Raw genomic sequence first — 20746 nt, 5'->3', positions numbered from 1 at the left:
TTAAGATTAATCTTAAGTACAAACGCAATTCATTTTTAGTTAATTGACTTAAAATTATCCCGATTTAAGATGGACACATAGCTTGCTAACTATTGCGGCAAATAAAACTATCACCTTCATCTTTTGTTTTTTTTCTTATGAACATCTCCAGGAAATATTCCAGAGCTGAGGCTTTTCTTTGCCTTGGTTTTGCATTCTAAAAATTAACATCTTAAATCGGGTATAACAATGTTAAGCATCTATGCAAAAAAATTACGTCCGCAACATGAAATGGAAGCCATTATTTCTGCAACGTCAGGCTTTGAAGAAAAAACGTTAAAGAAATGGCAGAAAATATCCACGTCTGATTCACAATATATTCATATTATTGTCAGCGGCGAAGTTGAATTCCGACGCGAATCCGACGAGCTGTGTATGTTCACGGTGACCGGCCAGTGCATTTTCGGTCTTTCAGCAATGTACTACAACGCGACCCACATGTATGGCCTCGTTCGCGCCAATACCGTGGTGCGCTCGATCAAGAAAGAAGTCTTCGCACAGCTGATGACGGAAAACAATTTATGGCCTGAACTGACCAAAGTGCTCTCCTGGTACATCTGCATGCTGAGCAAACGTGACGACGTTTTAGTTGCCCGCAGCGCTTATTCAGTGGTGCGTGAATTTTTATACGAAATTAACGATCTGATGGTCCATCAGCAGCGCGATATTAACGTTTATGATTATATTCAGGAGTACACCAACCTGGCGCGCAGCACCATCATTAAAATTCTCTCCGACCTGAAAAAAGGGCAATATATCGTTGTGGAAAAGGGTCGACTCCTTAACCTGACAACGTTGCCAGAAAAATATTAACTATTCCAGCCGGTCTCCTTTCTCACTTAAAGGAGACCGGGCATCCACGTTATGTACACCCTCTTTTTGCGAATTATCCTGCGTTTCGTCTACCGGCGGCGCGGGAATTTTGCCTTGCGCGTAATCCTGCTCCTGTTCTTTTAACGCCTGCTTCACTAAATCGCTTAATGAGGCATCGTCACTCCCGGTACTGCTGGAGGCCGCCTCGTGCGCTTCGGTGCCGGGCAAGGTGTCGCGGGACGTATCATGCGGCACGTCGCCGTCAGGTGCCTGCTGCCAGTCGGCATCATCACCGTTAATGGGCAGATCCTGCATGGCTGGAACATCCGCCTGCACCGGTGCGGGTTTTGGCTCCGGATGAGGATGCGGGAACGGCTTGCTCACATACACATAGTGCATATCTGAAAGCTGCGTCTCGGGCTTCGCGACGCTCGCTTTGACCGGCTCAGGTGCAGGATGGCGCAGGTTCCAGTAAATATGCGCGTAAAGCCCTGCGATTATCATGGCGCACAGGCCCAGCATGACCAAAACAGCATGGCTGACGATGTTTCTCAGACGCGGGAGGCGGTATGAAAACCAGACCGCCTCGCCGGTGGTGTAACTGCGCTGAGCCGCAAGACAGATGGTAGACATCAGGAATGTTTCTCCTGCTTTTTCGCATCCGGCGTGGATTGCGAGGCTTGTATTAATACGCTCGGCGTGGAATGGGTTTCACGCATCAACTGCATCAACGTATCTTCACCGGGAATGCCATCCACGTGCAGATGCATTTTTTGCTGGAATTCACGGGTGCGTTTCACCATCTCCGCCGTCCAGGTCTGCGCATGGGTTTCCGGCTGACTGAGGGCCAGGCTGAGCTGCTGGTCGAGCCAGGTCATGTCTTTCGCGTCGCTGGCGGCCGTGATCGCATCTTTGCCGTCAGGCGTCAGGCGGTGAAGCTGGGTATAGTTGCCGGTGGCATGCTGGTTAAACCAGCTGCGGCTCACCTGCCACGTGCGGTTATTCATCAGCAGGTCGAGGGAGTTATCCCCGACGCGTGCGACGACGGCATAGTTAAGGTGGTTACCGGTTTTCAGCTCACTGACCCACGGGTAACCCTCCTGCGCCAGCGCGTCCAGTGAGGCGCTACCCTGCTTGCACATCAGGTTCACCTTCGCGGCGTTTTGACACAGGGCATCGTCCGCCGAGGCGTCATATCCCCACATCAGATAGAGCTGATGCATTGCATCCGGCTGATTCACCATCTCGTTGTCGATAACCGGCACCACCGGGGCCTCAACGTTTGGCGTCTGCTGTTTCCAGCTAACGGGCACCGGCAGTTGAACCGGCAGCCTGGCGGTGATGGACGAGGTGAAATACCAGCCGCAGGCGGCGAACAGCACGGAGGCAAACAGCCCTACGGTCGCCAGGCGCTTGCCGCGTTTTTTCGCGGGCAGGATCTCGCCCGCGGCCAGCCGTAAATGACGGGGGCTGACCTGGGCCGCGCGTTCGGTCCAGGCGGCCAGCATCGACAGGTGCGCCAGCTCATTCAGCTTGCTGATATTCCCTTTGGTCAGCGAATGCATTTTGCGCACGCGCGCCGGGCTGAGTGGCGCACTCTCGCACCCGTGCTCTTCGCACTGCGCCTGAACATAGCCGAGCGACTCCCGGCAGGTGAGAGGCCGCAGGGTGTGGCGGGTATGCGCATATTCACGCAGTTCAGGCTGCTGCATCAGGACGGCGTCCTGTTCGGCGGTACCCATCAACACCACGGCCAGGCGAAACTCGCGCTCCTGCGCGTGCGTCAGCAGCATCGCCAGCACGTCCCGACAGGTGTCTTTCATGGCTTCGGCATGGGTAATCACCAGCACTTTCGTCCGGGCTTTCTCCCCTTGCCACTGATGCAGTACGGCATCCACCGCCTGAAGGCGGTTCTTGCTCTCTTTCGTTCCCGGGCTGAGTTTGTACAGCAGGCTACTGGCACTCAGTTTTGGAAACGCGTTGACGGCAAGCGTGCCGGGAGCTGCGGATTTCAGGGCATCGCTGAACTGGCCCAGCAGCGGGGCATCGTTGGAAAAGAGCCCGGTAATCCCCGCCCGTTGGGTTTTCTCTTTCAGCAGGTTGAATACGTCCTGGTGATAAGGCACCAGAAAATCCCCGGATAACCGGGTTATTTTCCGAAAGGGCGGGTTTTTAAAAGTAAAGTGGCTCTGATACATAACGACTTACCGTCTCTGATTAGGAATAGCAACAGGACGAGAAAGTAAAGCAACGCTATAGGATGGTCAATTTATGCACCGGGTAAAAATATTCTGCTGTTGAGGCCTAACATCTGGATTTTATACGGTCAATATTTTTCTGTATGAAAGTTGGTGGCAAAGTCGATGGTTGTTTTTACAGCCGGAAATTACTCTTTGCTCACATATTGGCGCAGCCGATGCTGCTTATTATTGCTTTGTTAAAGGCCAGATGAAAAATGAGGTTCTCATTTCTGTCACGGTGGATAACGCCTTGCATGATGTTTGTGCTGTTAATTTTTTGCGGCCAGCAAGGGTATCTGACGTTCAAAGATTATAAAAAAGTTACGAATAAGTTGGCTAATTCTGATGCGCAGCCGCTGAAAAAACGTCGTGACGAAAAGACATTCACCCTTTTCACGGCGGCGGTACGTCAGGACAACGCGGCAGCAGCGGTAAAAACCCCGCTGGCCGCGGAGATCGAAGGTATCGTGCGCAGCGATGACGCCTGGCTTTCGTTCGCCGTGATCAAAACGCCGGGGGGGCAGAAGAGCTACCGTGAAGGCGAGCCGCTGGTCGGCTTTAACGACGCGTTTATTCAGGAAATTAACAAAGACAATGTGGTGGTTAATTACGAAGGTGCTACGCAGGTACTGGCGTTAAATAAGCCGGATTATTTTAAGGGCGGCGTTGACAGCGGCCCGGTAAGCAAATCGACGAAAGATGCAGGCGCGGAAAGCGTGCATCTGGATGATTATCTGGTGTTAAAACCGCTGATCGAAAAAGGCCAACTGGAAGGCTACAACATTAATCCAAGGAATGCCTCTGCGTTCTTCAGCCATACCGGGCTGGAAAAAGGGGACGTGGCGGTAAAAGTCAACTCTGTCGATATGACCGATGAGGCAAAAGCAAAAAGCATTATTGCCAACTGGTCGAAAATGAAAGAAGCGGAGGTCGTCGTCAGACGTCACGCTCACCTTGAAAATATTCGGGTTAATGTTCTAAACAATTAACAAGTGTACAGCCATGAAGAAATTTCCTTGGGCGTGCGTGGCGCTGACCGCATTGTCGTTATATTCCGGTTCGCTGTTTGCAGCGAACTTTAGCGCGAGCTTTAAAAATACCGATATCCGCGAGTTTATCGATACGGTAGGCCGCAACCTTAATAAAACCATTCTCGTCGACCCGTCCGTTCAGGGCACGGTGTCGGTGCGAACCTACAACGTGCTGACGGAAGATGAATATTACCAGTTCTTCCTGAGCGTGCTGGATCTGTACGGCCTGTCGGTGATCCCGATGGACAACGGCATGGTGAAAGTGGTGCGTTCCAGCGTCGCCCGCACCGCCGGGGCGCCGCTGGCAGACAGCATCAATCCGGGCAAAGGGGATGAGATCATCACCCGCGTCGTGCGCATGGAAAATGTGCCGGTACGCGAGCTGGCCCCGCTGCTGCGCCAGCTCAACGACGCAACCGGCATCGGTAACGTGGTGCACTTTGAGCCGTCCAACGTGCTGCTGTTAACCGGCAAGGCCTCGGTGGTGAACCGCCTGGTGGACCTGGTTCAGCGCGTGGATAAAGACGGTATTCAGCGTCGCGAAATTGTGCCGCTGCGCTACGCCTCTGCCAAAGAGCTCTCTGACATGTTGAACAACCTCAACAACGAAGAGCAGAAAGGGCAGAACGCGCCGCAGCTGGCTACCAAAGTGGTGGCGGATGACGAAACCAACAGCCTGGTGATCAGCGGCTCGGAAGAGGCGCGGACGCGCACCCGCGCGCTGATCCATCAGCTGGATCGCGAGCAGAACAACGAGGGCAATACCCGCGTCTTCTATCTCAAATACGCCAACGCCACCAAGGTGGTGCCGGTGCTGACCGGGATTGGCGAACAGCTGAAAGACAAAGCGGGCGCGCCGAAGGCGAAAACCGCTACCGCGTCCAGCGATCTGAATATCACCGCCGACGAGTCAACCAACTCGCTGGTGATCACCGCGCAGCCTAACGTGATGAACTCCCTGGAGAAGGTGATCGATAAGCTCGATATTCGTCGTCCGCAGGTGCTGGTGGAAGCCATCATCGCGGAGGTTCAGGACGGCAGCGGCATGGATCTGGGCGTGCAGTGGACCAGCAAGCACGGCGGCGTCCAGTTTGGATCCACCGGCCTGCCAATCAGCCAGGTCAAAAATGGCACCATTAAGGGGCTGTCGTTTACCGGCATGGCGACCGGCTTCTTTAACGGCGACTTCGGCGCGCTGATGACCGCGCTCGCCAACGGTTCCAAGAACGACATTCTCTCTACGCCAAGCGTGGTCACGCTGGACAACAAAGAGGCGTCGTTCAACGTCGGTCAGGACGTGCCGGTACTGTCCGGTTCCCAGACCACCAGCGGCGACAACGTCTTTAACTCCGTTGAGCGCAAGACGGTCGGTACCAAGCTGAAAATCGTGCCGCAGATTAACGACGGCGACATGATTCATCTCAAGATTGAGCAGGAAGTGTCCAGCGTGGACGCCAGCGCCACCGAAGACGCCAGCCTTGGCCCAACCTTCAACACCCGTACCATCAATAACGAAGTGATGGTGCACAGCGGTCAGACCGTGGTGCTGGGCGGCCTGATGGAGAACGTCACCAAAGAGACCGTCTCCAAGGTGCCGCTGCTGGGCGATATTCCGCTGGTGGGCCAGCTGTTCCGCTACACCTCCGAAGATACCTCTAAACGTAACCTGATGGTGTTTATCCATACCACGGTGCTGCGCGACGACGACAACTACAGTGCGGCGTCGAAAGAGAAATATGACCAGATCCGTGCCCGCCAGCAGCAGCGCATGGAGGAGAAAAAGCTGGGTATCGTCTCGAATAACAATAACCCGGTGATGCCCGCGTATCCGTCCGCGCCTGCCGCAGAGGCGGTGCCGGTGACAACCAGCGCGGCCGCGACGCGTAACCCGTTTAAAGAGTAGGGCGGAGGGGCCACGTGGACGAGCTGAGCAAAACCCTGTGTAGCAGCAGCTACGCAAAAGATAACGGCGTTTTATTTTACAACAATGACGTCTATATCCGTGAGGATACCCCGGCGTTTGCGCTGCTGGAAATGCGCCGGGTGCTGGGACGCCCGTTCGTTCCGGTGACCCTGACGCCGGAAGCCTTTGACGAGCTGCTGGCGAAAATCTGGCAGCAGAGCAGCGGCGTGTCGCAGCAGCTGGTGGACGATATGGACGCGGATATCGATCTGATGGCGCTAACCGAGGAGATCCCGGATAACGAGGATCTGCTCGATAACGACGAAAACTCGCCGGTGATCCGCCTGATCAACGCCATTCTTGGCGAGGCGGTGAAGGACGGCGCGTCGGATATTCATATCGAAACCTTCGAGCGCACGCTGAGCATTCGCTTCCGCGTCGACGGCGTGCTGCGCCCGGTGCTGCAGCCGGCGCGCAAGCTCGCGCCGCTGCTGGTGTCGCGCATCAAGGTAATGTCGAAACTCGACATCGCCGAGAAGCGCTTGCCGCAGGATGGCCGTATCTCCCTGCGCATTGGCCGCAAGGCGATTGACGTGCGCGTGTCGACCATTCCCTCCCAGTACGGCGAGCGGGTGGTCATGCGTCTGCTCGATAAAAGCAACCTGAAGCCCGACATCAACAAGCTGGGGCTGATTGATGAAGAGCTGGAGAAGTTAAAAGGGCTGATTGACCGTCCGCACGGCATTATCCTGGTCACCGGGCCTACGGGCTCCGGTAAAAGTACCACCCTGTACGCCATTCTCTCGGCGCTGAACGGCCATGAACGCAACATTTTGACCGTAGAAGACCCGATTGAATACGAGCTGGAAGGGGTGGGGCAGACGCAGGTTAACCCGCGCGTGGACATGACCTTTGCCCGCGGCCTGCGCGCGATCCTGCGTCAGGACCCGGACGTGGTGATGATCGGGGAAATTCGTGACGGTGAAACCGCGCAAATTGCGGTGCAGGCGTCGCTCACCGGTCACCTGGTCATGTCTACGCTGCACACCAACAGCGCCGCAGGGGCGATTACGCGTCTGCGCGACATGGGGCTGGAGTCGTTTTTAATCGGTTCATCATTGCTCGGCGTCATTGCCCAGCGTCTGGTGCGTCGGCTGTGCACGCACTGCCGGACCACCAGCCCGCTGGACGCCAATGAGAAAGCGCTGTTCAGCTTTATGGACGCGCCGCCGAAGGCGATCTATCGCGCGGTGGGCTGCGAGCACTGCCGCCAGAGCGGCTACCAGGGCCGTGCCGGTATTCATGAATTCCTGGTGGTGGACAGCACCATGCGCCGCGCCATTCATGAAGATAAGGACGAAATGTCCATCGAAACGCAGCTCTTTAAGCAGGCCTACAGCCTGCGCGAAAACGGGCTGCTGAAGGTGATTAGCGGCGTCACCTCTCTGGAAGAGGTAATGCGCGTCACCGCCGAGCGTGGAGGAGATGCGTAATGGCCCTCTACGCCTGGACGGCGACGGATGTTGCGGGTAAAGCCCAGCGCGGCACCCTGCAGGCCGAGGGCCAGAAGCAGGTTCGCCAGTGGCTTCGCGAGCAAAAGCTGATGCCCGTCAGCATCACCGAAACCCGCGAAGCGGCGGCCGCCGGAAAAGCGAAAACCGGGGCAAAGCTCTCCACGCCGGTGCTGTCGATGTTTACCCGCCAGCTCTCCACGCTGGTCAACGCCGCGCTGCCGCTCGAGAGCGCGCTGAAGGCCATCTCGAAGCAGACGGAGGACAAAAAGCTGGCGGCGATGGTGGTTGAAATTCGCGAGAAGGTGGTGGAAGGGCACACGCTCTTTGACGCCTTCAGCCAGTTTCCGCGCACTTTCGACAAGCTCTACTGCACGCTGGTGATGGCCGGTGAAAAGACCGGCCACCTGGGCGACGTGCTGGAGAAGCTGGCGGAGTACAACGAGCAGCGCCAGAAGATGAAAAGCAAGCTGACGCAGGCGATGGTCTACCCGATCACCCTGACGGTGGTGGCCATTGCGGTCATCAGCATTCTGCTGGTGGCGGTGGTGCCGCAGGTGATCGAGCAGTTTACCCACATGAAGCAGCAGCTGCCGATCACCACCCGCACGCTGATTGCGGTGAGCGACTTCCTGCAGGCTTACGGCATCTATATTGTCGGCGTGCTGGGCGGCGGGTTTATCGGCTTTAAGGCGTGGCTCAAAAGTGCCAAAAACCGCTTTAAGTGGCACAGCTGGCTGGTCAACGGCTCGCCTATTAAAAAGCTGGTGTGCGCCATCAACAGCGCCCGCTATATCCGCACCCTGAGCATCCTGCAGGCCAGCAGCGTGCCGCTGCTGGAGGGAATGTATATCGCGATGGACGGTATCGAAAACCTCTATGCCCGGCAGGTGCTGGAGCAGGCGGCGGATACCGTGCGTCAGGGGGCATCGCTTTACGCCGCCCTGGAGCAGGCGAAGCTCTTTCCGCCCACCATGCTGTACATGATTGCCTCCGGGGAAGAGAGCGGCGAGTTAGGCAATTTAATGGACCGCGCGGCGGAAAACCAGGAATCGGCATTACAGCATCGCATTACCTTAACGCTGTCGGTATTTGAACCGGCGCTGGTGGTCTCCATGGCAACGATTGTTTTATTCATCGTACTGTCAATATTACAACCGCTTCTGCAACTTAATAATATGGTAGGTTAAATCATGGCTTTAAAACGTAAAAACCTGGCGCGTCAGGCGGGCTTCACTTTGCTCGAATTAATGGTGGTCATTGTTATTCTCGGCGTGCTGGCGAGTATGGTGGTGCCCAATTTAATGGGTAATAAAGAAAAAGCGGATGCCCAAAAGGCGACCAGCGATATTGTCGCCCTCGAAGGCTCGCTGGATATGTACAAGCTGGATAACCATCGTTACCCGACAACCGAACAGGGCCTGCAGGCGCTGGTGACCAAGCCGGAAATCGCGCCAATCCCGAACGGCTACCGCGCGGATGGCTACATTCGCCGCCTGCCGCAGGACCCGTGGGGCAACGATTATCTGCTCGTAAGCCCGGGTGAACACGGCGCGGTTGACGTCTTCTCTGCCGGTCCGGACGGTGAAGCCAATACCGCCGATGATATTACGAACTGGTCTCTGGATAAGAAAGAGAAATAATGAAAAATCAACGCGGCTTTACGTTGCTGGAAATTATTCTGGCGCTGGTGATATTTGCCAGCTGCGCCATGATGGTGGTGTCAACAATACCTTCGCGCAGCGGAGCGGATATTTTTGGCCAGCAATTAAAAGCCCTCGTTGATTATGGTTCTGACCGCGCGGTGATGGACGGAAATATCGTTGGGCTGGCGATCACCACGGAAAGTTATCAGCTGGTGACGCTTGAAGATAAAAATGGCGAGCGTCGCTGGGTGCCGCTCTCCGCGGGGCGTATCACCACCAAAGGGGATTTCCCGGAAGAGATGCACGTTTCGCTCTCGCCGCAGCGTCTGGCCGCCACGCTGACCTCCGATCCGCAGGTGCTTTTTTTGCCGGACGGCGAAATCAGCCGCTTCACGCTGACGCTGCAAAGCTACGACAAAGCGCACCATTTCCGCGTGGTGTCGCAAGGTGCGGCCCCTGTATCGGTAGAAAACGATGGCTAACGGTAAGAAAAAGCAAACGGGGATGACGCTGCTGGAGGTCATGGTGGCGCTGGTCATCTTCTCCACCGCCGCGCTGGCGCTGATGAACTCGGTCTCTCTGAACGTGCGTTTTACCCACGGGCTGGCCGATACGCTGCAGGCAAGCTGGGTGGCCGAGAACCAGCTCGCGGAGGCGCAGCTTACGAAAACCGACTTCCCGGATGCAGAACAGCAGGGAACCGAAATCATGGGCGGACGCAGCTGGAACTGGCGCAAGCAGCGGGTCAAAACCGCCGACAATGGCTGGGCTAACGCCATCCGCGTGTATGCGGAAGGCGATGACAGCCAGCCGGTGATCGCGCTGCAAATCATTCCGCCGGGAGAGATCAAGTGAACAAAGCCCGACGCCAGCGCGGTTTTACCCTGCTGGAGATCATGATTGCGCTGACCATCTTTGCGGTGATCAGCACCCTGGCCTGGCAAATTCTGGATGGCGCAATGCGCACCAGTTCTGCCACCGATGCCAGCGCGGCGAAGCTTAACCAGCTTCAGCGCGCCTGGAGCCTGATGGAGCGTGATTTCTACCAGCTCCAGGCGCGCGCGCCGCGCAACGAGCCGGATCTGTTCCGCCAGGAGGATGACGCGCTTGAGCTGACCACGCTAAACGGCGTGAGCGGTACGGTGCAGCTTGAGCGCGTGCGCTGGCGGCTGGAGGAGGGGCGTCTGTATCGCGACGTCTGGCCGGTCATCGACTGCCCGGCGGACGTTAAGCCGGATGAAGTGCCGATCGTCAGCGACGTGAAATCCCTGACGTGGCGTTTTTACCGCCAGGGCTGGCAGAAAAGCTGGAGCGACCCGGCGCACCTGCCGGACGGAGTGGAGCTGACGCTGACCATGGAAAACGGCGAGACCTGGCGCTGGGTGTTTACGACCCCGGGGGATCTGCCGACGGCGGCGCCCGCGCCAGAGGCCGCCGCTGTGGCGCAACCTGCACCACAGGCCGTACCGGAAGCGAAACCATGAGTGCCTTACGCAAACAGAAAGGGGTGGCGCTGCTGGTGGTACTGATCCTGCTGGTGATGATGTCGGCGCTGGCCGCCAAAATCAGCCAGCAGTTCTGCCGCAACCTGCAGAAAACGCATTATCAGGTGAGCCAGCAGCAGCTGCGCTGGGCGATGCAGGCCCAGGAAAAAGTGGTCAAAGACCGTCTGCAAAGCGACGCCAGCGGCGAGAGCAACGCGCTATCCCCCGATGGTGACTGGCATCAGCCGCTGGAAACGCAGGGGGATGACTACACGGTGGTCAGCCAGGTGGAAGACGCCCAGGACTGCTTCAACGTCAATAACCTGTTGGCCGCAGAAAAAAAACCGGCCCAGGGGCAAGACCAGTCTGCCGTGCCGGAAAAGCCGCGCAACGAGCGAATTGTTGAGCAGATCCTGATCCAGAGCGGGCTGAGCCAGACCACGGCGGAAGAGGTTTACCTTCAGCTGGTGGACTATCTCGACGGTGACACCACCACGGCCAAAGACGGCGCCGAGACCGACGCCTGGGCAGGCGTGGTGCCCGCCCGTCAGCCGGCTAACCAGATGATGCGCACTATCTCGGAGATCAAACTGCTGCCTGCGTTTCCGGCGTCGGCATACCCGAAGGTGAGCAAGCTGCTGTGTGCGCTGCCGGACAGCGCCAGCAGGGTGGATGTGAACACCCTGAAGCCGGAGCAGGCCGCCCTGTTGGCTGCCCTGTTTCCGGGGAAATTAACTGAAGATGACGCGCTTCGCCTGATCGAATCGCGTCCTGAAAGCGGCTGGGAAAACATGGAGACCTTCAGCAAAGCGCTGGAGCAAACCTTCCCGCAGCTAAAGGACGATCTCCCGCAGGTGGCCGAGCTTCTCTCGATAAACAGCCGGTATTTTCGCGTTAACTATACCGGCAATACCGATGCATTAACGCTTCGCGTGGTAAGCCAGCTTCAGGTCAATAACGAAGCCGGTGAGATCGTGACGTGGCAACGTCGTTACCGAATGATTGAATAAGAAAAGTAGAACGCTATGAAACAGGTCCTTTTTGTTCGTCCCGACAGCCGCGAGGGCGGGAAAATAACGTGGTGTATCTCCGGCAGCGAGCAGGTTGAGGTGCTGGAGAGCCTGGACGCGCTGGCAGACCATCCCCTGGCCGCCCGCGTTTGCCTGCTGCTGCCTGCCAGCAGCATGATCTTCCGCCACTTTACGCTGCCGAAGAAAGTCGCCTCGCAGGCGACGGCGTTCTCGTGGATGGCGGAAGAGACGCTGATTGGCGACGTGGATAACCTTCACTGGACGGTGCTTCACAAAAAGGGTGCCGAGGTGGACGCGGTGGCGATCGACGCCGATTGCCTGCGCGGATGGTTAACCCGCTGTCATGAGGCTGGTTTGAAGGTGATTCAGGCGCTGCCGGATGCCTGGCTGCTGCCCGTGACGGCAGGGGGAAGTACGCTGGTCGCCGTGGATCAGGGCTACTGGCTGCGCTTATCGCCCCATGTTGCCAGCGAAATGGAGGCGAGCCTGCTGCCGCTTCTGATGCAGAAAGCCGGAGAGGGGGAGGTGTGCTGCTACGGCGACGCGCCTGACGGGGTGGACGTTGACGTCGTGCTTCCCTGGCAGCATCCGCTGGTCCTGATCCAGCCGCAGTGGCGCGCCAGCCGCGTCACGCTCCTGCACGGTGAGTTCAGCGCGAAAGCGGGCGCGGGGAAAGCCTCTAAGGGCATCAAGGCCGCGATGGCCGCGGCGGGCCTGCTCTCTCTCGGCCTGCTGCTGGGCCCGCGCGTCGCGATGGCCTGGATGCTGGTGCAGCAGGAAAATCAGGTTCAGCAGGAGATCCTGCAGGTTTATCAGCACCATTTTCCCAGCATGCGTCAGCAGACCAACATCAAATATCACTTTGGTCAAAATGTGAAAAAGCAGACCAGAGGGGTGTTTCTGCAGCTGGACGATCTGGAAAAAGCCAGGCAGGCCGTGCCCGAGCTGGAGATCACGCTGCTCGAATACGATGCTCAGCAAAACACGCTGACGCTGAGCGCCCGTTCGCAAAACCAATCCGCGTTGCAGACGTTCGTAACACAGGCGGGGGAATATTTTGATTTCACCTTACAGCCTGTGTCGACCTCTGCGCCTTATACCGCCATGATCGCAGGGAAACATAAATGAAAGAGCGAATCACGCAGCTTAAGTCTCGTTATCAACATTACAGCGCCAGGGAAAAAGTTATTCTGAAAATATGTGCCGCCGCAATAGCGGGAGCGGTTATTTATTACGCGGGTATGGTCCCGCTGGATAATATGATTCAGAACAGCAAAGCCACGCTGAGCAGACAAAAAGAGACGCTCAACTGGATGCGCAGTGAAATAGATAAAAACCATCTCCAGGTCCAGATTGTCAAAACGGATAATCCGCGCGCGGTGGTGGAGAACAGCGCGCAGGAAATTCATCTTCCTCTGACGGAGGTGCATCAGGATGGACAAACCTTATCGTTCGTTGTTAATCGCGTAAACGTCTACGAATTGAAAAACTGGCTGCGGGAAATAAACCAGAATTCCGGCGTCAGGCTGCAGAAAATGAATCTCACCCCGGTCGATCACCTCAGCGATGTCAGGGCGGAAGTCCAGCTCACCTGGAGCAAAACCGCATGAACACCGTCGCGCTGATGCGGGAGGTTTACCCGGTGGGATTCCCGCTAATGAGTGCGATTTTTGGCGGCATTGTCGGGAGCTTTCTTGGGGTGGTCGCCGAACGCGTGCCGGGCATGGTCATGGAGGAGGAGGGGAGCGGTAACCTGCTCTTTCCGGCCTCGCACTGCCCGGTCTGCCAGCACAGGCTGTCCGCCTGGGAGAATATTCCGCTGGTCAGCTGGCTTGTATTAGGCGGGCGCTGCCGCCGGTGCAGAACGGCTATTCCCTTGCGGATATTTTTAATCGAACTTTTTTCCGCACTGTTTTGTGGTATCACCGCCTGGTGCGCGCCGGACATCCCCTCCCTCATTGCCGTATGGCTGCTGGCCGCCTTTTTGCTGCCCCTGGCGATGATTGACTGGCGGCACCAGCTGCTGCCGGACTGTCTGACGCAGCCTCTGCTGTGGGCAGGATTACTGTTCCATGCGTTTGGCTACTCGCTAGCGCTGCGCGATGCGCTGTTCGGCGCGGTGGCAGGCTATCTTTCCCTGTGGCTGCTCTACTGGGCATTTCGGTTGTTTACCGGCCGGGAAGGGTTGGGGTATGGCGACTTTAAGCTGCTGGCGGCTCTGGGTGCCTGGTGCGGCTGGCAGGCGCTGCCTGCAATTCAACTCGCGGCCGCGCTGAGCGGTATTGCGGGATATTTCGCCTTAAATAGTTTAAATAAAAATAACCTCACTATTTCTTTCGGTCCCTATCTCTCATTTGCTGGAATAGTGGTGTTTATTGGACAGCAGTTTGCTTCCATATTTTAAATATACGGGTCAAGTTTTTTTATAAGTTTTTTCGACGGTGGAAGAGAAGGACGTCTCTTTGCGCTCTGTGTATCGTAGGGGATATAAGCTACACGGAATTGGGGCTTGTATCTTTTTATGGGGGAATACAACGCAGCAAAACGTTTTTGTCACGGTTGTCAGGTTAGTTAAATACGCATTACGCGAAACATGCCATGTTCTCAAGGAAGACATGGGTATTAACGTTAAGAATATATTTATCGGGAAATAACGAATGAAATTTATGAAGCCTAAATATCTGGCGCTCTTTATTGCGGCAGCAACCAGCTCCGCATTCGCAGCGGCGCCAGGTGCACCGACCATTGGTTCCGGCAATGACAAGTTTGCCCTGGTTGAAGTGGATCAGGCCGCTCAGGATTATAACAATCTGGTCAAAGTGCATAATGACGGCGTCGATGTGAAAGTGGAGTGGAACGTCTGGAGCGGCGATGCGCCAACCTCCGCGAAAGTTCTGCTGGACGGTAAAACCGTGTGGACCGGTGCCGGCGGCGCGGCGGGCTCAGCAACGTTCAAAGTGAAAAAAGGTGGACGTTATCAGGAGCAGGTTGAAGTTTGTAACGCCAGCGGCTGTACGAAAAGCGCCAGCAAGCTGATCCTCGTTGCGGATACCGACGGCAGCCACCTGCTGCCGCTGAACACGTCGCTGCAGGAGAACAATAAATCCTTCGCGAAACATACCGATAAAGTGGTTGCGGCCTACTTCCCGGAGTGGGGCGTCTATGACCGTAACTTCCCGGTTGACAAAATTCCTGCTGCTAACCTGAACCACATTCTGTACGGCTTCATTCCAATCTGTGGCGGTGACGGCATCAACGACGGCCTGAAAACCGTTGAAGGCGGCAACAGCTTCGCCGTGCTGCAGCGCGACTGCCAGGGCCGTCCTGACTTTACCGTGGCGATCCACGACCCGTGGGCTGCGCTGCAGAAACCACAGGCTGGCGTCTCCAACTGGGACGACCCGTACAAAGGTAACTTTGGTCAGCTGATGGCGCTGAAAAAAGCGCACCCAGGCCTGAAGGTGCTGCCATCTATCGGCGGCTGGACCCTGTCCGATCCGTTCTTCCACATGGGCGACCCGGCCATCCGCGCGCGCTTCGTCTCCTCTGTTAAAGACTTCCTGCAGACCTGGAAATTCTTTGACGGCGTGGATATCGACTGGGAATTCCCTGGCGGCGGCGGTGTGACCGAGACTAAAGGCAACCCGCAGCAGGATAAAGCGACCTATACCGCGCTGATGCACGATCTGCGCACCATGCTGAACGAGCTGTCTGCCCAGACTGGCCGTACCTACGAGCTGACCAGCGCTATCGGTGCCGGTAAAGACAAGATTGAAGACGTGGACTACACCACTGCTCAGCAGTACCTCGACCACATCTTCCTGATGAGCTACGACTTCTACGGCGGCTGGAGCAACACCGAGCTGGGCCACCAGGCTGCGCTGAATGCGCCAGCATGGCGACCAGACACCAACTACACCACCGTAAACGGGGTTGATGCCCTGCTGCAGCAAGGCGTACAGCCTGGCAAGATCGTGGTGGGTGCGGGCATGTATGGCCGCGGCTGGACCGGCGTACACGGCTACACCGGCAACAATCCATTCACCGGTACCGCGACCGGTATGGTGCGAGGCACCTGGGAACCGGGCGTTGTTGACTATCGCCAGATCGTTAACGAGTACAAAGGTAAACCAGGCTGGGAATACGGCTACGATGCTGACGCGGAAGCGCCATACGTGTTCAACAAGTCAACCGGCGACCTGATCTCGTACGAAGACGCGCGTTCTACTGCGGCAAAAGGCAAATACGTACTCCAGAAAAACCTGGGTGGCCTGTTCGCATGGTCTATTGATTCCGATACCGGGGACATCCTGAACGCCATGAACGAAAGCCTGCTGGGCAGCGGCACAACGCCGGTTGATCCTGTTGTGACCAACCATGCGCCAATCGCATCCTCCGCAGATCAGAACGTTTCTGGCCCGGCAACCGTTACGCTCGATGGTTCAGCGTCCAGCGATCCGGACGGCGATGCGATTACCTACAAATGGACTCAGGTTTCTGGCCCGTCAGTGACCCTGACCAACAGCACCAAAGCGAAAGCCACCTTCAACGTTGCGGCTGTCACCAGCGATCAGACCATGGTGTTCCGCCTGACGGTAACCGACGCAAAAGGCCTGAGCAACGCGATTGACGTGCAGGTAGTTAACAAGGCGCCGAAGGCTAACCAGGCACCGGTTGTGAACCCAATGGAAGCGGTAACGCTGCAGGCGGGTGAAACCTATACCCTGCACGCGCAGGCTGCAGATCCGGACGGTGATAACCTGACCTACACCTGGAGCGTTCCGGCGGATATGCACGCGACCGGTACTGATACCGCGAACGTGACCATCACGGCGCCAGAAGTCACCTCTACCTCTTCCTACACCCTGAATGTGGTGGTCGGCGATGGTAAAACCAGCGTGCAGTCTAACGTCCAGGTTACGGTCAATCCGAAACCGGCCGACGTGACGCCACCTGCTGATGACGTGACTCCGCCTGCTGACGAGGTGACTCCGCCTGCTGATGACGTGACGCCACCCTCTGATGAAGGCACTGCAACCGGCAGCTGCGACGCACCGGTTGACGCTAACGCCAGCAAATATGCTGCGTGGGATTCCAGCAAAATCTACAACACTGGCGATACCGTCAGCTTCGACCATCTGGTATGGAAAGCGAAGTACTGGACTCAGGGCAACCAGCCTGGCTTCGGCGTAGACGCGTGGGAACTCATGAGCAACGTGAAGATGAACTGGCGTTCTGACCTGGTATACAACGGCGGCGACACCACCACTTACAAGGGTAACGTTTACCGTGCCAAATGGTGGACCCGTGGTGATAACCCAGCGAACAGCGATGTATGGGTAAAAGAAGGTCCAGCAACAGATTGCCGTTAATCTGAGCTGATAAAAACTCCCCCCGTTTAAGGGGGGAGTAAATCAAAAATTATTTTACAGGATGTTGTTAAGGAGAAATTAGCGAAACGGTCAGCAGGTAAAAATGAAAAAGTTATTTTTTTTATTATTGATAGTCAGCCAGAGCGCGCTGGCAAACTGTTGGGACAAAGCTGCACATTATTATCACGTCGATCCTTATTTGCTGTACGCCATTGCAAACGTGGAATCGGGCATGAACCCGTATGCCGTTGGCGAAAATCATGACGGTACTCGCGACGTGGGGCTAATGCAAATAAACAGCTCGCATTTTTCCGAGCTGGAGAGCCGGGGAATAGATGAGTATCGGCTGATAACCGAACCCTGCACCTCGATTATGGTTGGCGCATCGATATTGTCCAGCATGATTAAAGTGTATGGCTATAACTGGGAGGCGGTAGGCGCGTATAACGCCGGGTTAAAAAAAGAGAATTATCCGCAACGCATGATATATGCCCACAAGGTATGGAAGAAGTATCAGGAGCTGAAAATCGCAGCAGCCGAATGAGTTTTTTATTTTTGAAGAATTCCTGAAGGTGTTCTTCGAAAAGAGAAAACAGCTTTCCGCGGTTTATTTATTAACGGATTAATACATAAGCCTGGATTGTTAATATTTAACTTAGATAAACAGGAATAGTGAAATGAACAAAAGGACGTTACTGAGTGTACTCGTTGCCGGCGCATGCGTAGCACCGTTTATGGCCCAGGCTGCCTCGCTGCAAGCGACCACCAGTGAACCATACACCATCAAAGCCAGCGATCTGGCGAAGAAAGAGAAAGAGCTGACCAGCTTCCCGCTGATGGCCTCCGTAAAAGAGACCATTCAGACGCTGGACAACGCTCAGGTTGAATTGATTGAGCCAGGCCGTGCGGCGAACCCGGATAACGTGAAACGCGTGGAAGGGATCGTGAAGGCCAGCGACTGGGAGTATCTCTTCCCGCTGCGCGCGCAGGCGTACACCTACAGCAACTTCCTGAAAGCGGTCGGTAAGTTCCCGGCGCTGTGTAAGACCTATAACGACGGTCGCGACAGTGACGCCATCTGCCGTAAAGAGCTGGCAACCATGTTTGCCCACTTTGCCCAGGAAACCGGCGGTCACGAAAGCTGGCGTCCGGAAGCCGAATGGCGTCAGGCCCTGGTTCACGTGCGTGAAATGGGCTGGAGCGAAGGCCAGAAGGGCGGCTATAACGGCGAATGTAACCCGGACGTCTGGCAGGGTCAGACCTGGCCGTGCGGTAAAGACAAAGACGGCGACTTCCTGAGCTACTTTGGTCGCGGTGCTAAGCAGTTGTCCTACAACTATAACTACGGTCCGTTCTCTGAAGCGATGTACGGCGACGTGCGTACCCTGCTCGACAAACCTGAGCTGGTGGCGGATACCTGGCTGAACCTGGCGAGCGCGATCTTCTTCTTCGCCTATCCACAGCCGCCAAAACCAAGCATGCTGCAGGTCATCGACGGCACCTGGCAGCCGAACGATCACGATAAAGCCAACGGCCTGGTCCCTGGCTTCGGCGTGACCACTCAGATCATCAACGGCGGCGTTGAGTGCGGCGGTCCAACTGAAATTGCTCAGTCTGAGAACCGTATCAAGTACTACAAAGAGTTCGCGAACTACCTGAAGGTTCCCGTTCCGGCGAACGAAGTGCTGGGCTGCGCGAACATGAAGCAGTTCGACGAAGGCGGCGCTGGCGCGCTGAAGATTTACTGGGAGCAGGACTGGGGATGGAGCGCGGATACGCCAAGCGGCGCAACCTACTCTTGCCAGCTGGTTGGCTACCAGACGCCGTTCAGCGCCTTCAAAGAGGGTGACTACAGCAAGTGCGTGCAGAAGTTCTTTAACGTGAACATCGTTAACGACGACGGTTCCGCTACGCCGGATCAAACCCCGGTAACGCCGACGCCGACCCCTGCGCCGTCACAAGACGAAACGCCGGCGCCAGCGCCAGTACCGGATGAAACCCCGGCAGAACCTGCTGCGGTGAACCACGCGCCGGTCGCGCATATCGCCGGTCCAATCGGCGCGGTTGACGCCGGTGCGCAGGTTTCACTGAGCGCAGAAGGCTCTACCGATGCTGACGGCAACGCGCTGACCTACACCTGGCGTTCTCAGGACGGCCAGACCGTGACCGGTCAGGATAAAGCTGTGGTGACGTTCAAGGCGCCAGAATCGGCGACGGCTCAGCAGATTGAAATCAGCCTGACCGTAAGCGACGGTGAGCTGAGCAGCACGACCTCCTATCTGCTGAACGTGAAGGCCAAAGCGGCACCGTCTCAGGACGAAGGCACATCCGGCAATTACGCCGCGTGGAGCGCGAACAGCAAGTACAAGGCGGGCGATATCGTGAACAACCACGGTAAACTGTTCCAGTGCAAACCGTTCCCGTACAGCGGCTGGTGTAACAACGCTCCGGCATACTATGAACCAGGTGCAGGCCTGGCGTGGGCTGATGCCTGGACGGCTCTGTAAAAGCAAACGGCAACCGAAAGGTTGCCGTTTTAGTCTTTGCACCCTCTCCCGTGGGAGAGGGCTGGGGTGAGGGCATCAGGCCGCACTCCCTGTATTTTGCCGGGTGGCGCTGCGCTTACCCGGCCTACGTGTGGCAGGATCGCTTACCGCGGTAACTTCCCGTGATCCCGTAACCACGCCGCCGTGCGCACAATCCCTTCATCAAGCGTCACCACCGGTTTGTACCCCAGCTCATTTTCCGCCCGCGAAATATCCAGCGTGAAGTCAAAGTTAAGCTTCGATACGCCGTAATGCGTCAGCGCAGGCTCTTTGGCCGATTTACTGCCAAAACGCTCCATGCTGCGGGCAATCATGTCGAGCATCGGGTAGGGGACCGAACGGATACGGCAGTCGATCTGCAGCTCGTCGATCAGCCGCTGCACAATGCTGCGCAGCGTGCACGGCTCGCCGTTGGTGATGTTGTAGGCGCGACCGGAGATCAGCTTATCGCAGTCCGGCTGGCTTGCCAGCCACATGGCGTGGACGGCGTTTTCGTAATAGGTCATATCCACCAGCGCATCGCCACCACGCGGCAGCAGCACGCTGCCGTAGTGATGCATCATCTGCGCCAGGCGCGGAATAAACACCTTGTCGTGCGGTCCGAACAGGCTTTGCGGACGCAGGATCGTAAACCGGGTATGCGGGTTCGACTGCGCCAGCAGGTCGATCACCTCTTCGCTGGCCGCCTTGCTGCGGGCAAACTCGCAGGCAAAGCGGGCAGGGCGGAAATCTTCCTGCACGTCACGATGGTGGTGGTAGTCGAAATAGAGCGACGGGGACGAGATATGAATAAAGTTACGCACGCCCCAGGCGACGGCCCATTCGCCCAGACGGCGAGTGGCCCGCACGTTGGCGAGATCGAAGGCTTCCTGGGTTCCCCACGGCGAGGTAAAACTGGAGCAGTGCCACAGCGTGTCGATACCGGCGAGCATCACTTTCGCCTGCGAGGAGACCAGCTCCGTCAGGTCGGCATGGACGAACTCTGCGCCCATTTTTTGCAGAAGTTTACCCATCGCTTCGTTGCGACCGGTAGCCCTGACGCTGATGCCCTTGTTGCGCAGAAATTCGACCGCATTTCGGCCTAAGCCGCTGGTCGCCCCGGTAACCAGTACCTTCATAACTATCCACTG

The 20746-nt window shown here is 56.7% G+C and carries 19 protein-coding genes; 16 read left to right on the top strand and 3 right to left on the bottom strand.

Annotated elements, in window-relative coordinates:
- Window positions 1–228 precede the first annotated feature (228 nt).
- Complete coding sequence (locus ACJBF3_RS12905; protein WP_045327339.1) at window positions 229–852, top strand: helix-turn-helix domain-containing protein; 624 nt, start codon at window positions 229–231, stop codon at window positions 850–852.
- Here the strand turns inward: ACJBF3_RS12905 and ACJBF3_RS12900 are convergent, their stop codons facing one another.
- Together ACJBF3_RS12900 and ACJBF3_RS12895 are read right to left on the bottom strand one after the other, a co-directional pair.
- Window positions 853–1485, bottom strand: coding sequence for a hypothetical protein (locus tag ACJBF3_RS12900; RefSeq protein WP_045327338.1), 633 nt, complete (start codon window positions 1483–1485; stop codon window positions 853–855).
- Window positions 1485–3050 (bottom strand): ExeA family protein, encoded by a 1566-nt coding sequence (locus ACJBF3_RS12895; protein ID WP_045327337.1) that lies wholly within the window; start codon window positions 3048–3050, stop codon window positions 1485–1487. Before ACJBF3_RS12895 ends, ACJBF3_RS12900 begins: the two co-directional genes overlap by 1 nt.
- Window positions 3051–3349: 299 nt before the next feature.
- Between ACJBF3_RS12895 and gspC the strand changes: the two genes are divergently transcribed.
- From gspC to ACJBF3_RS12820, 15 genes are all read left to right on the top strand, one after another.
- A complete protein-coding gene (gene gspC, locus ACJBF3_RS12890; protein ID WP_045327439.1) occupies window positions 3350–4081 on the top strand; it encodes a type II secretion system protein GspC in 732 nt (243 codons plus the stop codon).
- A 13-nt stretch (window positions 4082–4094) separates the two neighbouring features.
- Window positions 4095–6026, top strand: a complete 1932-nt coding sequence (gspD, locus tag ACJBF3_RS12885; protein ID WP_045327336.1) for a type II secretion system secretin GspD — start codon at window positions 4095–4097, stop codon at window positions 6024–6026.
- A 14-nt stretch (window positions 6027–6040) separates the two neighbouring features.
- On the top strand, window positions 6041–7519 hold the full coding sequence (gene gspE / locus ACJBF3_RS12880) for a type II secretion system ATPase GspE (protein ID WP_045327335.1): 1479 nt from the start codon (window positions 6041–6043) through the stop codon (window positions 7517–7519).
- Entirely contained in the window at window positions 7519–8727 is a 1209-nt protein-coding gene (gene gspF / locus ACJBF3_RS12875) for a type II secretion system inner membrane protein GspF (RefSeq protein ID WP_047717654.1), read from the top strand. Before gspE ends, gspF begins: the two co-directional genes overlap by 1 nt.
- 3 nt (window positions 8728–8730) lie before the next feature.
- Window positions 8731–9180, top strand: coding sequence for a type II secretion system major pseudopilin GspG (gene gspG / locus ACJBF3_RS12870; RefSeq protein ID WP_032639173.1), 450 nt, complete (start codon window positions 8731–8733; stop codon window positions 9178–9180).
- A complete protein-coding gene (gene gspH, locus ACJBF3_RS12865) occupies window positions 9180–9665 on the top strand; it encodes a type II secretion system minor pseudopilin GspH (protein WP_045327333.1) in 486 nt (161 codons plus the stop codon). The genes gspG and gspH overlap by 1 nt, the downstream gene beginning before the upstream one ends.
- Entirely contained in the window at window positions 9658–10038 is a 381-nt protein-coding gene (gspI, locus tag ACJBF3_RS12860; protein WP_045327331.1) for a type II secretion system minor pseudopilin GspI, read from the top strand. The genes gspH and gspI overlap by 8 nt, the downstream gene beginning before the upstream one ends.
- Complete coding sequence (gene gspJ, locus ACJBF3_RS12855; protein ID WP_045327330.1) at window positions 10035–10667, top strand: type II secretion system minor pseudopilin GspJ; 633 nt, start codon at window positions 10035–10037, stop codon at window positions 10665–10667. Before gspI ends, gspJ begins: the two co-directional genes overlap by 4 nt.
- Entirely contained in the window at window positions 10664–11677 is a 1014-nt protein-coding gene (gene gspK / locus ACJBF3_RS12850; RefSeq protein WP_045327328.1) for a type II secretion system minor pseudopilin GspK, read from the top strand. The genes gspJ and gspK overlap by 4 nt, the downstream gene beginning before the upstream one ends.
- A 15-nt stretch (window positions 11678–11692) precedes the next feature.
- Window positions 11693–12826, top strand: a complete 1134-nt coding sequence (gene gspL / locus ACJBF3_RS12845) for a type II secretion system protein GspL (RefSeq protein WP_045327327.1) — start codon at window positions 11693–11695, stop codon at window positions 12824–12826.
- The gene (gene gspM / locus ACJBF3_RS12840) at window positions 12823–13308 is read left to right on the top strand and encodes a type II secretion system protein GspM (RefSeq protein ID WP_045327325.1); all 486 of its coding nucleotides are present in this window, start codon (window positions 12823–12825) and stop codon (window positions 13306–13308) included. Before gspL ends, gspM begins: the two co-directional genes overlap by 4 nt.
- Window positions 13305–14102, top strand: a complete 798-nt coding sequence (locus ACJBF3_RS12835) for an A24 family peptidase (protein WP_045327323.1) — start codon at window positions 13305–13307, stop codon at window positions 14100–14102. Before gspM ends, ACJBF3_RS12835 begins: the two co-directional genes overlap by 4 nt.
- 253 nt (window positions 14103–14355) lie before the next feature.
- Window positions 14356–17070, top strand: coding sequence for a glycosyl hydrolase family 18 protein (locus ACJBF3_RS12830; RefSeq protein ID WP_045327322.1), 2715 nt, complete (start codon window positions 14356–14358; stop codon window positions 17068–17070).
- Between the two features lie 103 nt (window positions 17071–17173).
- On the top strand, window positions 17174–17614 hold the full coding sequence (iagB, locus tag ACJBF3_RS12825; protein WP_045327320.1) for a type III secretion system invasion protein IagB: 441 nt from the start codon (window positions 17174–17176) through the stop codon (window positions 17612–17614).
- Between the two features lie 133 nt (window positions 17615–17747).
- Window positions 17748–19577: a glycoside hydrolase family 19 protein gene (locus tag ACJBF3_RS12820; RefSeq protein WP_045327319.1), complete on the top strand. Its 1830-nt coding sequence runs from the start codon at window positions 17748–17750 to the stop codon at window positions 19575–19577.
- 143 nt (window positions 19578–19720) lie between these two features.
- On the opposite strand, the gene ACJBF3_RS12815 is transcribed toward ACJBF3_RS12820, so the two are convergent.
- Entirely contained in the window at window positions 19721–20734 is a 1014-nt protein-coding gene (locus ACJBF3_RS12815) for an NAD(P)-dependent oxidoreductase (protein ID WP_045327318.1), read from the bottom strand.
- Window positions 20735–20746: the final 12 nt, after the last annotated feature.

The sequence above is a fragment of the Enterobacter sp. PP-008-ECC_S150 genome (genome assembly GCF_045257065.1).
GTDB lineage: Bacteria > Pseudomonadota > Gammaproteobacteria > Enterobacterales > Enterobacteriaceae > Enterobacter > Enterobacter chengduensis.
This window is presented reverse-complemented; position numbering and strand designations above follow the sequence as displayed.

Coding starts and splice junctions, on each gene's coding strand:
- ACJBF3_RS12905 (WP_045327339.1), top strand. CDS start 229: ATGTTAAGCATCTATGCAAAAAAATTACGTCCGCAACATGAAATGGAA.
- ACJBF3_RS12900 (WP_045327338.1), bottom strand. CDS start 1,485: ATGTCTACCATCTGTCTTGCGGCTCAGCGCAGTTACACCACCGGCGAG.
- ACJBF3_RS12895 (WP_045327337.1), bottom strand. CDS start 3,050: ATGTATCAGAGCCACTTTACTTTTAAAAACCCGCCCTTTCGGAAAATA.
- gspC (WP_045327439.1), top strand. CDS start 3,350: ATGTTTGTGCTGTTAATTTTTTGCGGCCAGCAAGGGTATCTGACGTTC.
- gspD (WP_045327336.1), top strand. CDS start 4,095: ATGAAGAAATTTCCTTGGGCGTGCGTGGCGCTGACCGCATTGTCGTTA.
- gspF (WP_047717654.1), top strand. CDS start 7,519: ATGGCCCTCTACGCCTGGACGGCGACGGATGTTGCGGGTAAAGCCCAG.
- gspG (WP_032639173.1), top strand. CDS start 8,731: ATGGCTTTAAAACGTAAAAACCTGGCGCGTCAGGCGGGCTTCACTTTG.
- gspH (WP_045327333.1), top strand. CDS start 9,180: ATGAAAAATCAACGCGGCTTTACGTTGCTGGAAATTATTCTGGCGCTG.
- gspI (WP_045327331.1), top strand. CDS start 9,658: ATGGCTAACGGTAAGAAAAAGCAAACGGGGATGACGCTGCTGGAGGTC.
- gspK (WP_045327328.1), top strand. CDS start 10,664: ATGAGTGCCTTACGCAAACAGAAAGGGGTGGCGCTGCTGGTGGTACTG.
- gspL (WP_045327327.1), top strand. CDS start 11,693: ATGAAACAGGTCCTTTTTGTTCGTCCCGACAGCCGCGAGGGCGGGAAA.
- gspM (WP_045327325.1), top strand. CDS start 12,823: ATGAAAGAGCGAATCACGCAGCTTAAGTCTCGTTATCAACATTACAGC.
- ACJBF3_RS12835 (WP_045327323.1), top strand. CDS start 13,305: ATGAACACCGTCGCGCTGATGCGGGAGGTTTACCCGGTGGGATTCCCG.
- ACJBF3_RS12830 (WP_045327322.1), top strand. CDS start 14,356: ATGAAATTTATGAAGCCTAAATATCTGGCGCTCTTTATTGCGGCAGCA.
- iagB (WP_045327320.1), top strand. CDS start 17,174: ATGAAAAAGTTATTTTTTTTATTATTGATAGTCAGCCAGAGCGCGCTG.
- ACJBF3_RS12820 (WP_045327319.1), top strand. CDS start 17,748: ATGAACAAAAGGACGTTACTGAGTGTACTCGTTGCCGGCGCATGCGTA.
- ACJBF3_RS12815 (WP_045327318.1), bottom strand. CDS start 20,734: ATGAAGGTACTGGTTACCGGGGCGACCAGCGGCTTAGGCCGAAATGCG.